At 54.8% G+C, this 12,901-nt stretch carries 17 protein-coding genes; 16 read left to right on the top strand and 1 reads right to left on the bottom strand.

Translation table 11 applies throughout. From position 1 onward, the window contains the following. Window position 1: 1 nt before the first annotated feature. The 14 genes from rpsN to rplQ all read left to right on the top strand — a co-directional run bounded on the left by rpsN (window position 2) and on the right by rplQ (window position 7,638). Window positions 2–307 carry a 30S ribosomal protein S14 gene (gene rpsN / locus R0135_RS15865; protein WP_407347880.1) on the top strand — a complete coding sequence of 102 codons (306 nt, stop codon included), beginning with the start codon at window positions 2–4 and terminating at the stop codon, window positions 305–307. A gap of 23 nt (window positions 308–330) precedes the next feature. Beyond that, window positions 331–726, top strand: a complete 396-nt coding sequence (gene rpsH / locus R0135_RS15870; RefSeq protein WP_407347881.1) for a 30S ribosomal protein S8 — start codon at window positions 331–333, stop codon at window positions 724–726. An 81-nt stretch (window positions 727–807) separates the two neighbouring features. Then, window positions 808–1,335 carry a 50S ribosomal protein L6 gene (gene rplF, locus R0135_RS15875; RefSeq protein ID WP_407347882.1) on the top strand — a complete coding sequence of 176 codons (528 nt, stop codon included), beginning with the start codon at window positions 808–810 and terminating at the stop codon, window positions 1,333–1,335. Between the two features lie 12 nt (window positions 1,336–1,347). After that, window positions 1,348–1,698, top strand: coding sequence for a 50S ribosomal protein L18 (gene rplR, locus R0135_RS15880; protein ID WP_407347883.1), 351 nt, complete (start codon window positions 1,348–1,350; stop codon window positions 1,696–1,698). A 12-nt stretch (window positions 1,699–1,710) separates the two neighbouring features. Beyond that, entirely contained in the window at window positions 1,711–2,217 is a 507-nt protein-coding gene (gene rpsE, locus R0135_RS15885; protein ID WP_407347884.1) for a 30S ribosomal protein S5, read from the top strand. Window positions 2,218–2,282: 65 nt separating this feature from the next. Continuing rightward, complete coding sequence (gene rpmD, locus R0135_RS15890; protein ID WP_407347885.1) at window positions 2,283–2,471, top strand: 50S ribosomal protein L30; 189 nt, start codon at window positions 2,283–2,285, stop codon at window positions 2,469–2,471. 8 nt (window positions 2,472–2,479) lie between these two features. Continuing rightward, window positions 2,480–2,914: a 50S ribosomal protein L15 gene (rplO, locus tag R0135_RS15895; protein WP_407349938.1), complete on the top strand. Its 435-nt coding sequence runs from the start codon at window positions 2,480–2,482 to the stop codon at window positions 2,912–2,914. 63 nt (window positions 2,915–2,977) lie between these two features. After that, window positions 2,978–4,300: a preprotein translocase subunit SecY gene (gene secY, locus R0135_RS15900; RefSeq protein ID WP_407347886.1), complete on the top strand. Its 1,323-nt coding sequence runs from the start codon at window positions 2,978–2,980 to the stop codon at window positions 4,298–4,300. Between the two features lie 27 nt (window positions 4,301–4,327). Then, window positions 4,328–4,444, top strand: coding sequence for a 50S ribosomal protein L36 (rpmJ, locus tag R0135_RS15905; protein WP_075998814.1), 117 nt, complete (start codon window positions 4,328–4,330; stop codon window positions 4,442–4,444). A gap of 135 nt (window positions 4,445–4,579) precedes the next feature. After that, on the top strand, window positions 4,580–4,936 hold the full coding sequence (gene rpsM / locus R0135_RS15910) for a 30S ribosomal protein S13 (protein ID WP_008292588.1): 357 nt from the start codon (window positions 4,580–4,582) through the stop codon (window positions 4,934–4,936). A 96-nt stretch (window positions 4,937–5,032) separates the two neighbouring features. Continuing rightward, window positions 5,033–5,425 (top strand): 30S ribosomal protein S11, encoded by a 393-nt coding sequence (gene rpsK / locus R0135_RS15915; protein WP_008292587.1) that lies wholly within the window; start codon window positions 5,033–5,035, stop codon window positions 5,423–5,425. A 14-nt stretch (window positions 5,426–5,439) separates the two neighbouring features. Further along, window positions 5,440–6,060, top strand: a complete 621-nt coding sequence (gene rpsD, locus R0135_RS15920; RefSeq protein WP_407347887.1) for a 30S ribosomal protein S4 — start codon at window positions 5,440–5,442, stop codon at window positions 6,058–6,060. A 77-nt stretch (window positions 6,061–6,137) separates the two neighbouring features. Continuing rightward, a complete protein-coding gene (locus R0135_RS15925) occupies window positions 6,138–7,142 on the top strand; it encodes a DNA-directed RNA polymerase subunit alpha (RefSeq protein WP_009024902.1) in 1,005 nt (334 codons plus the stop codon). Window positions 7,143–7,245: 103 nt separating this feature from the next. After that, window positions 7,246–7,638 carry a 50S ribosomal protein L17 gene (gene rplQ / locus R0135_RS15930; RefSeq protein WP_407347888.1) on the top strand — a complete coding sequence of 131 codons (393 nt, stop codon included), beginning with the start codon at window positions 7,246–7,248 and terminating at the stop codon, window positions 7,636–7,638. A gap of 445 nt (window positions 7,639–8,083) precedes the next feature. Here rplQ and uvrA read toward each other — a convergent pair whose 3' ends face one another. Beyond that, entirely contained in the window at window positions 8,084–10,936 is a 2,853-nt protein-coding gene (uvrA, locus tag R0135_RS15935) for an excinuclease ABC subunit UvrA (RefSeq protein ID WP_407347889.1), read from the bottom strand. A 158-nt stretch (window positions 10,937–11,094) separates the two neighbouring features. On the opposite strand from uvrA, the gene R0135_RS15940 reads away from it, so the two are divergent. Both R0135_RS15940 and ssb read left to right on the top strand, forming a co-directional pair. Further along, entirely contained in the window at window positions 11,095–12,300 is a 1,206-nt protein-coding gene (locus tag R0135_RS15940; protein WP_407347890.1) for an MFS transporter, read from the top strand. A 76-nt stretch (window positions 12,301–12,376) separates the two neighbouring features. Further along, window positions 12,377–12,895 carry a single-stranded DNA-binding protein gene (gene ssb / locus R0135_RS15945; protein WP_407347891.1) on the top strand — a complete coding sequence of 173 codons (519 nt, stop codon included), beginning with the start codon at window positions 12,377–12,379 and terminating at the stop codon, window positions 12,893–12,895. Window positions 12,896–12,901: the final 6 nt, after the last annotated feature.

A 12,901-nucleotide genomic window follows, 5' to 3' on the forward strand; every position in this document is an offset into this window, starting at 1 on the left:
TATGGCTAAGAAGTCGATGATTGCGCGTGAAGACAAGCGTGCTAGCACCGTTGCCCGGTATGCGGCAAAGCGTGCAGAAATTAAAGCAATCCTGGCAAGCACCACTGCCACGGACGAAGAAAAGTGGGATGCGCAGGTGGCACTTCAGAAGTTGCCGCGTAACGCTAGCCCTGTCCGACAGCGGCGACGTTGCCAGATAACCGGTCGCCCTCATGGTGTGTACCGTAAGTTTGGTCTGTGTCGTAACAAGCTCCGTGAAGCCGCTATGCGCGGTGACGTCCCCGGTCTGGTTAAGGCCAGCTGGTAAGCGAAGCCGAGAGGAATAGAAACATGAGTATGCAAGACCCACTGGCGGATATGTTGACCCGCATTCGCAACGCCCAGATGGCTGGACACACCAGTATTGATATGCCTGGTTCAAAGCTGAAAGTCGCGGTTGCAAAAGTTCTTGAAGACGAAGGCTACATCGCTGGATACGAAGCGCACGCGGATGGTGTTAAGCCACGCCTGCGTCTCGAATTGAAGTATTTTGACGGTAAGCCCGTAATTGCAGAAATAGATCGCGTAAGTCGTCCCAGCGTACGTCGCTACTCAGCGAAAGATGAGTTGCCAACGGTTCGTGGTGGATTGGGCGTGGCGATTATTTCCACGTCACGGGGCGTTATGACTGACCGCGCGGCGCGAGCTGCGGGCGTAGGTGGCGAGGTGCTTTGCACAGTCTTCTAAAGATTGCGTGCGAGCTTGGCTGATTAAGAAGTTTGGCGGTGCTGTGAAGTAGCGTCAAAAGACAGAGAGAAAGGGCGAAGTATGTCCAGAGTTGCAAATAATCCAGTCTCCCTGCCGAAAGGCGTGGAGTTGACCATTGCCGGTCGCGAAGTGCAGGTGAAGGGTGCCAAAGGTTCCCTGTCACTGTCGCTTTATGAAGGCGTAAACATTGCTCAGGAAGACGGTACCGTTACCTTTGCCTACGAGACTGATAAGTCCAAGGCGATGGCGGGTACGACACGTGCGCTTGTGAACAACATGGTCAAGGGCGTGTCTGAGGGCTGGCAGAAGAAGCTGGTTCTGAACGGTGTTGGTTATCGTGCGAAGGCGTCTGGGAAGTCAGTGAACCTGACCGTGGGATTGTCGCATCCGGTAGATTTTGAACTCCCGGAAGGCCTCAGTGCAGAGACACCGACTCAGACTGAGATCGTTGTGAGTGGAATTGACAAGCAGGCAGTTGGCGAAGCGGCGGCGAAAATCCGTAGTTTCCGTCCACCAGAGCCATACAAGGGTAAAGGTATTCGTTACGCGGACGAGCATGTCCGACGTAAGGAAGCCAAGAAGAAGTAACAGGACATCGAGATGAGTGCAAAGAACGATTCGCGTCTCCGTCGCGCCCGCAAAGCGCGGCAGCGTATGCGCACCCAGGGTGCCAACCGTCTGAGCGTACACCGGACTCCGCGGCATATTTACGCGCAGGTATTTGCGCCTATGGGCGACACTGTCCTGGCGAGCGCCTCTACGCTGGATACTAGTTTGCGTAGTGGAGCAACAGGCAATATTGATGCAGCGTCTGCAGTTGGAAAGCTCCTTGCCGAGCGTGCCAAGGCGGCAGGTGTTGAAAAGGTCGCTTTTGATCGCGGTGGGTTTAAGTACCACGGGCGAGTAAAAGCGCTGGCAGAAGCCGCGCGCGAAGGCGGACTGGAATTCTAGGGTATATAGACGATGGCGTTTAACGATCAGAAGCAGCAAGACGGCGACCTCCAGGAAAAACTGGTTCAGGTAAACCGTGTGGCGAAAGTAGTTAAAGGTGGCCGGATCTTCGGATTCACAGCCCTCACCGTGGTTGGTGATGGCAAAGGTCGCGTCGGTTTTGGCCGTGGTAAGGCGCGCGAAGTGCCTGTTGCGATCCAAAAGGCGATGGAAGCTGCCCGCCGTAACATGATTCAGGTGGATCTTGACAACGGCACCATTCAGTACGCTATCAAGGCCCGCCACGGTGCATCCAAGGTTTACATGCAGCCGGCTTCAGAAGGTACAGGCGTCATCGCCGGTGGTGCCATGCGAGCGGTTCTCGAGATCGCTGGTGTGCACAACGTACTTGCCAAGTGCTACGGGTCCACTAACCCTGTAAACGTAGTACGTGCCACATTTAACGGCTTGCGTGATATGTCTTCACCAGAGTCAGTGGCAGCGAAACGCGGCAAGAGTGTCGAAGAGATTTCAGGCTAAGCAGCTGGTATCGCGCGGCAACATTGATTTAAGTAACTGTTAGCAACAACACGGATTAGCGAGTCATGGCTAAGGCAACAATTAAGGTCACTCAGACCAAGAGCAGCAGCGGACGGTTGAAGAACCACCGTGCCTGCGTGGCGGGTTTGGGTCTGCGTCGTATTGGACATACTGTGGAAGTGGAAGACACTCCCTCGGTCCGCGGCATGATTAACAAAGTCAGCTATATGCTGAGTGTGGAGGAACAGGCGTGAGCGATACAATGCGACTCAACACCCTGAGCCCCGCTCCTGGTTCGCGTAAAGCGGCCAAGCGCGTTGGCCGCGGCATCGGTAGTGGTGTAGGTAAGACAGCAGGCCGCGGACACAAGGGCCAAAAGTCTCGCTCCGGCGGTAAAGTGGCGCCAGGTTTCGAGGGTGGTCAGATGCCACTTCAGAAGCGCCTGCCAAAGTACGGCTTTACCTCGCGTATTTCTCGCACAACTGCGCAGGTTCGTTTAGGCGAACTTAACAAGGTTGATGGCGACGTTATCGACTTGCAGGCGCTCAAGAACGCGGACGTTGTGCGTGATGACGTGCTGCGAGTGCGTGTGTTTTTGTCGGGTGAACTGACTCGCGCAGTAACAGTCAAAGGTATACCGGTCAGCAAGGGCGCCCGCGAGGCGATTGAGCAGGCTGGTGGCAAGATCGAAGAGTAGGTCTTCGATCATATTGTCATTGCAGAAGTCTAGTAGGATCACGGGAGCGACAACGAGAAACTGATGGCCGAGTTACCCTCAGCAAACCGAGCCGGACTAGGCGAGCTTTTTGCTCGCCTTCGTTTTGTATTGGTCGCAATAATTGTGTACCGAATTGGTACGCACATTCCTGTGCCGGGCATTGATCCGAATCAGCTCGCCGCATTGTTCAACCAGAACCAGGGCACCATTCTTGGTCTTGCGAACATGTTCTCCGGTGGTGCGTTGGAGCGTATGAGTATTCTTGCTCTGGGTATCATGCCCTACATTTCTGCATCTATTATCATGCAGTTGATGTCGGCGGTAACGCCCCAGCTCGAGCAGCTAAAGAAGGAAGGCGAGTCTGGCCGCAGAAAGATCAGCCAGTACACCCGTTACCTTACTGTGGTCCTTGCCATCGTTCAGGCGACCGGCATGACAGTAGGCATGGCGAATCAGGGCATGAGCTATAACTCAGGCATGTTGTTTTTCGTCATTGCGATTACGTCTTTGGTCACCGGTGCGGTGTTCATGATGTGGCTGGGTGAGCAGATCACGGAGAAAGGCGTAGGTAATGGTATTTCGCTCCTTATCTTCGCGGGGATTGTTGCGGGCCTGCCATCGGCTATCGGGCAATCGCTTGAGCAGGCGCGCCAGGGCGAGATTAATATCCTTGCGCTTTTGTTGATCTTATCGCTCGCTATCGCGGTTATATATATGATCGTGTTCATTGAACGGGGTCAGCGCAGGATCACTGTGAACTACGCCAAGCGCCAGCAGGGGCGCAAGATGTATCAGGCGCAGAGCTCCCATCTTCCGCTTAAAGTGAACATGGCTGGTGTGATCCCCGCTATTTTCGCCAGTAGTATTTTGTTGTTTCCTGCATCTATCGCGCAGTGGTTTGGTTCTTCCGGCTCAGCCGATTGGTTGCAGGACCTTGCGGTCGCCATTGGACCGGGGCAACCATTGAACATCCTGTTGTTCACCATATTTATCGTGTTCTTTTGCTTCTTCTATACCGCGCTGATGTTTAATCCGGTGGAAGTTGCCGACAATTTGAAGAAATCAGGTGCATTTGTGCCGGGCATTCGACCAGGACAGCAAACCGCCAACTACATCGATGGTGTGTTGACGCGACTTACCGTTTTTGGCTCTGCTTATATCGCGCTCGTGTGTCTGTTGCCGCAGTTTCTGGTAGTTACGTGGAACGTGCCCTTCTATCTGGGTGGTACCTCGCTCTTGATTGTGGTCGTAGTCGTAATGGACTTCATGGCCCAGGTTCAGAGTCACATGATGTCGCATCAGTACGATTCGGTGATGAAGAAGGCTAATTTAAAGAATTATGGAAATGCGGGCCGCGTTCGATAAGAGCGGGACTTGTTTGGGAGTAGGAAGATGAAAGTAAGAGCATCAGTAAAAAAGATCTGCAGAAACTGCAAGGTCGTTCGTCGTAAGGGTGTAGTTCGCGTGATTTGTAATACAGATCCGCGGCACAAGCAGCGACAGGGTTAAGGGCTCCAGGCATTGCGTTCTGGTAACAAAATCGTTAGAATCGCGCGCCATTTTTCATGGTTTCGCAATCTCGCGTCGCAGGAAGCATTGCTTGCTGGGCGCGGCGCGCGCACACAGTTTTTCGGAGATAAGTGAATGGCTCGTATAGCCGGGGTCAACATACCCGACAATAAGCACGCCGTAATCTCCCTCACCTATATATTTGGTGTAGGGCGTACCCAAGCCAAGCGTATTTGCGAGGCCAGCGGCGTAGAAGAAAGCGCTCGTGTAGGTGATCTGTCAGAAGATCAGCTGGACGTGCTGCGTAATAAGGTCGGTGAATTGACTGTCGAAGGTGATCTTCGTCGTGAAGTTTCCATGAACATTAAGCGATTGATGGACCTTGGTTGTAATCGTGGCCTTCGCCACCGTCGCAACTTACCGCTTCGAGGTCAGCGCACAAAGACCAACGCGCGTACTCGCAAGGGACCAAGAAAACCGATTCGCAGGTAATTTCGCGCCGGTCAAAGACCGGAAAGGGAACTGCGAATCCTTAATTAGTGTAGCTGCACCGCAGTGCAGTGTTGATATTAAGACAGGATTAGATACATGGCTAAGCCAGGTGCCAAGAGCACGCGCAAGAAAATCACGCGCACCATCGCTGATGGAATCGCGCACATTCATGCGTCATTTAACAACACCATCATTACCATTACCGACCGCCAGGGTAATACCCTGAGCTGGGCTACTTCTGGTGGTTCAGGTTTCCGTGGTTCGCGTAAGAGCACGCCGTTTGCAGCGCAGGTTGCAGCAGAGCGCGCCGGTGAAGCAGCGAAAGAGTACGGTCTCCAAAATTTGGATGTACAGGTAAAAGGTCCCGGGCCAGGTCGTGAATCTGCTGTCCGAGCTTTGAATGCCTGCGGTTACAAGATCAGCAATATCACTGACGTGACGCCGATCCCACACAATGGTTGTCGTCCGCCCAAGAAGCGTCGCGTTTAAGAGGGAGCAAGATTATGGCTCGTTATATTGGCCCAAAGTGTAAGCTCGCTCGTCGCGAGGGCACTGACCTATTTTTGAAGAGTGGCGTTCGTTCGCTGGAATCCAAGTGTAAGCCCGACTCAGTACCCGGGCAGCATGGTGCGCGTCGCGGACGTCTGTCCGACTACGGCGTTCAGCTGCGCGAGAAGCAGAAGGTTCGTCGTATCTACGGTGTGCTCGAGAAACAGTTCCGTAACTACTACAAAGAAGCAGCTCGTCTGAAGGGTGCTACTGGTGAGAATCTGCTTCAGCTTCTTGAGAGTCGCCTGGACAACGTGGTTTACCGAATTGGTTTTGGTTCCACTCGTTCAGAGTCTCGTCAGCTGGTTGCCCACAAGGCGATTTTGGTGAACGGCAAGGTTGTGAATATCGCCTCTTACAAAGTTAAAGCTGGTGATGTCGTATCCTTGCGCGAGAAGGCCAAGAAGCAGCTGCGAGTTCAGTCAGCTATGGCGCTTGCAGCACAACGCGGAGAGCCCGAGTGGATTGAGATCAATGTTGAGAAGCTGGAGGCGATCTACAAAGCAGCCCCCGATCGACAGGATCTTTCCTCGGACATCAATGAGAACCTGATCGTCGAACTGTACTCGAAGTAATCCAAGGGCGCCTTCGCGCGCCCTAAACCGAGTAATTCGAGCAGATCGATCCGAACAGTTATATACAGGTGCCACAGATGCAATCATCAGTTAAGGAACTATTGACTCCTCGCAAAATTAACGTTGCTGAGAAGAGCAAGACGCGCGCTCAGGTCACATTAGAGCCTTTGGAGCGCGGCTTCGGCCACACGCTGGGTAATGCCCTGCGTCGCATCCTGCTATCGTCCATGCCCGGCTGCGCAATCACTGAAGTTGAAATCGACGGCGTTTTACACGAGTACTCGGCTATTGAGGGTGTTCAGGAAGACGTTATCGAGATTTTGCTGAACCTCAAGGGCGTAGCCCTGATCATGAATGGTAAGGACGAAGCTGAGCTCGTTCTGAGCAAGGAAGGCGAAGGTCCTGTTACCGCCGCTGATATCCAGACTGATCATGATATTGAGATCTGCAACCCAGATCATCTGATTTGCACACTTAACAGTAAATCAGCAGTGCACATGAAGTTGACCGTCGCGCGTGGCCGTGGATATTCACCTGCGGACGCTCGTGAGAACCCTGAAGAAGAGACGCGCTCCATCGGCCGACTGCAGCTGGATGCGACATTCTCTCCAGTACTGCGTGTTTCCTACGTTGTGGAAGCTGCGCGGGTTGAGCAACGGACTGATTTGGACAAGCTTGTACTTGATCTTGAGACTAACGGAACGATCGATCCAGAAGAGGCGATCCGTCGCGCGGCAACTATTCTGAATGACCAGCTTCGTGTGTTTGTTGATCTTCAGAGCGAGACGCAGGCGGTTACCAGCGATGCGGAAGACGAAGTCGATCCAGTATTACTGCGCCCCGTAGACGACCTGGAGCTCACAGTACGCTCTGCTAACTGTCTCAAGGCCGAGAACATTTACTACATTGGCGATCTTGTGCAGCGCACGGAAGTAGAGCTACTGAAGACGCCGAATTTGGGTAAGAAGTCACTTACTGAGATTAAAGACGTGCTGGCCTCGCGCGGCTTGTCTCTAGGTATGCGACTTGAGAGCTGGCCGCCGGCTAGCCTGCGAAATGATGAGAAGGTGCTCAGCGCTTAACACTGCTTGGTGATGGAGGCCTTAGGTCTTCGTCGACAGTGCCACGGCTAAGAACACAAAAGACAACAGGGCGTCGAGAGACGCCGAGTAAAGGACTGGAAAAATGCGTCATCGTCAAAGCGGACGTCAGTTAAACCGCAACAGCTCGCACCGTAAAGCCATGTTTCGCAACATGACTATCTCACTGGTCGAGCACGAGCTGATTAGAACTACCTTGCCAAAAGCAAAAGAGCTCCGTGGTTACGCCGAGCCCCTGATTACTCTGGCCAAAAACGACAGTGTTGCAAACCGTCGCCTCGCGTTTGATCGCGTGCGTAGCAAAGCAGCGGTCGGCAAGCTCTTTACTGAGCTGGGTCCGCGTTACCAGGCTCGTCCAGGTGGCTATATCCGTATTCTTAAGTGCGGGTATCGAACTGGCGATAAAGCGCCTATGGCCTATGTCGAGCTTGTGGATCGCCCACAGCCTGAGAGTTACGACGACGCCGGCGACGAATAAGCCGTTATCGTTACAGGTAGTTGACAAGAGCCGGGCTTATGCCCGGCTTTTTTGTGCCTGACGTCTGCTGATGGGAAAAGCATTGCGCAGTTGGCGAGATGCACCGTAGTGCCTCGCTCGCTGCTTGCGCTTCTACGCTTCGCTCAACACTACGCTGCATCTCGCCCCAACCGGGGAAGCCAATCCACTAAGCGGCTAAGCCACTAAGCCGGCGAGATGCGCCGCGGTGCCTCGCTCGCTGCTTGCGCTTCTACGCTTCGCGACACACCACGGTACATCTCGCCTTATGCTGGAAATGCCGGAGTCCAGCCATTGTCGGTGTGTGTCTTGCGAAGCAGTCAGGAGCGCTTCGCGCGACGCGAAGCAAGGCATACGGCGGCGATGGCGTAACCGGCAAGCAGCGAAAGAAGTGGTGGCGAGTGTATCGCCGGGTTAAAGGCAGCTCTTAAGCTGCCTTACTGGCTCCTGCCTTTTTGCCATCCAACATGGGCTTGAGAAAGTGCCCGGTATGCGACTTCTTGTTCTTCGCAACCGCTTCAGGCGTACCAGTCGCGATGATCTGACCGCCACCGCTACCACCTTCGGGGCCTAAGTCTACTATCCAGTCCGCTGTTTTGATGACATCCAGGTTGTGCTCGATGATAACGACGGTGTTGCCATGATCGCGCAAACGGTGGAGGACCTGAAGTAGCTGGCGAATGTCCTCAAAGTGCAAACCCGTGGTGGGTTCATCCAGGATATAGAGCGTGCGCCCGGTATCTCGTTTGGACAGCTCGCGGGATAACTTGACCCGCTGAGCTTCACCGCCTGAGAGCGTGGTTGCCGCTTGTCCCAGGCGCACGTAGCTAAGGCCCACGTCCATGAGGGTTTGGAGCTTGCGCGAGATTGTCGGTACAGCCTCGAAGAACTCCAGAGCATCCTCAATGGTCATGTCCAGCACTTCGTGAATGTTCTTGCCCTTGTACTTGATGTCCAGGGTCTCTCGATTGTAGCGCCGACCTTTACAGATATCGCAGGGCACGTAGATATCGGGAAGAAAGTGCATCTCTACTTTTGTTACGCCGTCACCCTGACAGGCCTCGCAGCGTCCGCCTTTTACGTTAAAGCTGAAGCGCCCGGGTTTGTAGCCCCGTGACCGCGCTTCCTGCGTGCCCGAGAATAGCTCGCGAACAGGCGTGAAAATGCCGGTGTAAGTAGCAGGGTTGGACCGGGGGGTGCGCCCGATGGGGCTTTGATCGATATCGATACATTTGTCGATATGCTCCAGGCCTTCGATATCATCATGGGGCGCAGCCTTGAGCGTAGTCGCGCCATTGAGTGCGGTGGCTGCCAAGGGATAAAGCGTGGCGTTGATCAAGGTCGACTTTCCCGATCCCGACACACCGGTAACGCAAGTGAGCAGACCTACGGGAATTTCGAGATCTACATCCTGAAGATTGTTACCTGAGGCTTTACTGAGGCGTAAAATTCGGTCGGCATCGAAGGCCGCACGGGTATCTGGAATCTCTATGCGGCGTTCTCCGGACAGATAGGCGCCCGTGAGGGAGCTTTTCTCGTCCATGATGGCCTGGGCATCACCTTGTGCCACGACGGTGCCTCCGTGAATTCCAGCACCGGGGCCAATATCAATGATGTGATCAGCCGAGCGAATGGCATCCTCATCGTGCTCTACCACAAGCACGGTGTTGCCCAAGTCCCGAAGATGCGTGAGCGTACGAAGCAGACGCTCGTTGTCGCGTTGATGGAGGCCGATAGAGGGTTCGTCCAGGATGTACATCACTCCCACCAGTCCGGCGCCAATCTGTGAAGCCAGACGAATACGCTGGGCTTCACCACCCGACAGGGTCTCGGCGCTGCGGTCCAAGCTCAGATAATTCAAACCTACATCGACCAAAAATCGGTAGCGGGCGCGTATTTCCTTGAGGATTTTCTCTGCGATTTCTGCATCCCGTCCTTGTAATGCCAAAGCAGTAAAATAGTCTTCGGCCTGGCCGACGGGGAGGGCGGTAATGGCCGGGAGATTCCGCCCGTCCACCAGTACGTGCCTGGCGTCTTCGCATAGCCGGCTGCCTTCGCACTCGGCGCAGGGGGCCGTGGTGAGAAACTTGGACAGATCTTCACGGACCGACTGGGATTCCGTGTCGCGATAGCGTCGCTCCATGTTCGGGATGATTCCTTCAAAAGCATGGGAGCGTTTGAAGACGTCGCCGCGGTCGTTCACATAGGAGAAGCTGACTTCCTCTTTGCCGCTGCCTTCCAGAATGATCTTTTGGTGCTTCGCAGAAAGTCTTTCAAAAGGTGTGTCGATGTCAAAGCCAAAGTGACCCGCCAATGAGGTCAGCATATGAAAGTAATACACGTTGCGACGATCCCAGCCACGAATAGCCCCTTCTGCCAGGCTTGCCTCTGGGTAGAGCACTACGCGCGCAGGGTCAAAGAACTGCCTCACCCCAAGACCATCGCAGCTTCCGCAGGCCCCGGCCGGATTGTTGAAAGAAAACAGGCGTGGCTCCAGCTCATTGATACTGTGTCCGCACTCGGGACAAGCGAAACGTGCTGAAAATACAAGATCAGCTGACTCTCCATCCATATCGACCACCAGCGCGAGGCCATCGGTCAGCTCCAGAGCGGTTTCAAAAGACTCGGCGAGACGCTGTTTGAGGTCGTCTCGGACCTTAAATCGGTCTACAACCACTTCAATGCTGTGCTTCTTCTTTTTGTCCAGGTCTGGCAGGTCATCCAGGTCACGCACGCTGCCGTCGACTCGTGCGCGCACAAATCCCGCGCCGCGCAGCTCCTCAAATACGTGATGATGCTCACCTTTGCGCTCACGTACTACTGGCGCCAAAAGCATTAAACGAGCGCCCTCGGGCTGAGCCAATACGGTATCAACCATCTGGCTCACGGTTTGCGCCTGCAGGTGCCGCTTGTGTGTCGGACAGTGCGGTTTGCCGACCCTCGCGTAGAGCAGGCGCAGATAGTCGTAGATCTCGGTAATGGTGCCCACAGTGGAGCGAGGATTGTGCGACGTCGACTTTTGCTCGATGGATATAGCGGGCGAGAGCCCTTCCACATGGTCGATATCCGGCTTTTCCATCATGCTCAGAAACTGCCGTGCATAGGTAGAAAGCGACTCGACATAACGGCGCTGACCCTCAGCATAAAGCGTGTCGAAGGCGAGCGAGGACTTGCCGGAACCCGAAAGTCCGGTAATCACCACGAGCTTGTCGCGCGGGATGTCGAGGTCGATATTCTTGAGATTGTGCGTGCGTGCGCCACGCAGTTGAATGCTATCCATGCTGGGTTCCGCGAAATGATAGGCAAAAGCGCCACATTATAGGGCGGCGCGATGAAGGGGACAAAACTCACTGACTATACGCCGTTTGAGGCGCCATGGATGGTCTGGGTGAGCTTAAAAGCTGTTACCATTTGGCGCATTCGCGAGGTACCTCTAAATTGTTGACAACTAACCCCATGACAGCGCTGGAGCGGCGTGTTGTTGCTGCTCTGGCCCTGCTTTACAGCTTTCGCATGCTCGGTTTGTTTATGGCGCTGCCTTTGTTGGCGCTTTATGCCGCCGATATGCTGGGCGCGTCGCCGCTGATGATCGGTGTAGCGCTGGGTGCCTATGGCGCAACCCAGGCCTTGCTGCAGATACCTCTGGGATGGCTGTCGGATAAAATTGGGCGTAAGCCGGTGATTCTTGGCGGTTTGGCCATGTTCGTATTGGGCAGCGTCGTGGCGGCTCTTGCAGATAGCGTGCAGATGATTGCTCTGGGGCGTGCGCTGCAAGGTGCGGGCGCAATTTCCGGGTCTGTGATGGCTCTGGCGGCGGATCTTACCTCCGAAGAGCAGCGCACGAAGGCGATGGCGGTGATTGGCATTAGTATCGGCCTGTCCTTTGCACTGGCCCTGATCTGTGGGCCACTGCTGGCAGCCTGGGGTGGCCTGGAGGCGGTTTTTTGGATGACCGCAGCCCTGGCGTTGTTGGGCATGGCTATTGTTGCCCTGGGCATTCCTACCGCAGCGACACGCACCCATGAAGATGTCGGTGCTGATCGGAATATGTTTCGACCAGTACTGGCTGATCCTGCATTGCAGCGCCTTAATGGCTCAGTGTTTCTGTTGCACTTCATGCTTACCGCATCGTTTTTAGTGGTGCCTGCGGTTATCGAGGGAAGTATGGGCGTGCCCCGAGAGTCGCACTGGCAGGTGTACCTGCCGGTTCTTGTGCTGTCTTTACTGGGAATGTACCCATTGTTGCGATTGTCGGAACGCGGCGGGCGCACTGGACTTGCCCTTAAGGTTACAGTGCTCATGATGCCCGCTTCTTTGGCGGTGCTGTTTCTGGGCACAAACACGCTGATGTTGTATGTGGCTCTGTGCGGGTTTTTTACGGCGGTGAACTATCTTGAGGCGGCGCTGCCGTCACTGGTCAGCAAGGCTGTGTTTGCTCATGGTAAGGGCACCGCCTTGGGTGTCTATGCGACCTGCCAGTTTCTTGGGGCCTTCGTCGGAGGATCTATGGGTGGCCTGGTCTATGGCTCCGTGGGGCTGAACGGGCTCTTGTGGCTGGTTTTCGTCGCTGCTGGGCTTTGGCTGCTGTTAATCTGGAAAATGGCGCCCCGGGCCGAATCGGGAGCTGCCGTCAGCGTTTTTTGAGCGTTAATGCTGTCGCAATTGCACAGTTGGATTGCTATATTGATCGGCCTTCATTTTCAGATTCGGAAACAGCAGTATGGCTTCGCGCGGCGTCAATAAAGTGATTCTTGTGGGCAATTTGGGCGCTGAGCCAGAAACCCGCTTTATGCCTTCGGGTGGTTCTGTGACCAATGTACGTCTGGCCACATCCGAAACCTGGAAAGACAAGCAAACCGGGCAGCCGCAAGAGCGCACAGAATGGCACAGAGTGGTCTTTTTCAACCGTTTAGCTGAGATCGCGGCTGAGTATCTGCACAAGGGTTCCAAGCTTTACGTAGAGGGCGCGATCCGCACCCGCAAGTGGCAGGATCAATCAGGCCAGGATCGCTACACCACCGAGATCGTCGGCAGTGAAATGCAAATGCTGGACAGCCGCGGCGGCAGCGGAACCGGCGGTGCAGGCGGCAGCGGTGACAGCGGTTATGACCAGAGCTACCCCGAAGCGGGTGGCGGACCATCGGGCGGTTCAAGCCATAGCTCGGCACCTCAGGGTGGCTCAGCTCCTTCCTCTCCACCTGCTGCGATGGGGGATATCGACGACGATATCCCGTTTTAGGTCGCG

The sequence above is a fragment of the Congregibacter variabilis genome (assembly GCF_045689235.1).
Taxonomy (GTDB): domain Bacteria; phylum Pseudomonadota; class Gammaproteobacteria; order Pseudomonadales; family Halieaceae; genus Congregibacter; species Congregibacter variabilis.

Coding starts and splice junctions, on each gene's coding strand:
- rpsN (WP_407347880.1), top strand. CDS start 2: ATGGCTAAGAAGTCGATGATTGCGCGTGAAGACAAGCGTGCTAGCACC.
- rpsH (WP_407347881.1), top strand. CDS start 331: ATGAGTATGCAAGACCCACTGGCGGATATGTTGACCCGCATTCGCAAC.
- rplF (WP_407347882.1), top strand. CDS start 808: ATGTCCAGAGTTGCAAATAATCCAGTCTCCCTGCCGAAAGGCGTGGAG.
- rplR (WP_407347883.1), top strand. CDS start 1,348: ATGAGTGCAAAGAACGATTCGCGTCTCCGTCGCGCCCGCAAAGCGCGG.
- rpsE (WP_407347884.1), top strand. CDS start 1,711: ATGGCGTTTAACGATCAGAAGCAGCAAGACGGCGACCTCCAGGAAAAA.
- rpmD (WP_407347885.1), top strand. CDS start 2,283: ATGGCTAAGGCAACAATTAAGGTCACTCAGACCAAGAGCAGCAGCGGA.
- rplO (WP_407349938.1), top strand. CDS start 2,480: ATGCGACTCAACACCCTGAGCCCCGCTCCTGGTTCGCGTAAAGCGGCC.
- secY (WP_407347886.1), top strand. CDS start 2,978: ATGGCCGAGTTACCCTCAGCAAACCGAGCCGGACTAGGCGAGCTTTTT.
- rpmJ (WP_075998814.1), top strand. CDS start 4,328: ATGAAAGTAAGAGCATCAGTAAAAAAGATCTGCAGAAACTGCAAGGTC.
- rpsM (WP_008292588.1), top strand. CDS start 4,580: ATGGCTCGTATAGCCGGGGTCAACATACCCGACAATAAGCACGCCGTA.
- rpsK (WP_008292587.1), top strand. CDS start 5,033: ATGGCTAAGCCAGGTGCCAAGAGCACGCGCAAGAAAATCACGCGCACC.
- rpsD (WP_407347887.1), top strand. CDS start 5,440: ATGGCTCGTTATATTGGCCCAAAGTGTAAGCTCGCTCGTCGCGAGGGC.
- R0135_RS15925 (WP_009024902.1), top strand. CDS start 6,138: ATGCAATCATCAGTTAAGGAACTATTGACTCCTCGCAAAATTAACGTT.
- rplQ (WP_407347888.1), top strand. CDS start 7,246: ATGCGTCATCGTCAAAGCGGACGTCAGTTAAACCGCAACAGCTCGCAC.
- uvrA (WP_407347889.1), bottom strand. CDS start 10,936: ATGGATAGCATTCAACTGCGTGGCGCACGCACGCACAATCTCAAGAAT.
- ssb (WP_407347891.1), top strand. CDS start 12,377: ATGGCTTCGCGCGGCGTCAATAAAGTGATTCTTGTGGGCAATTTGGGC.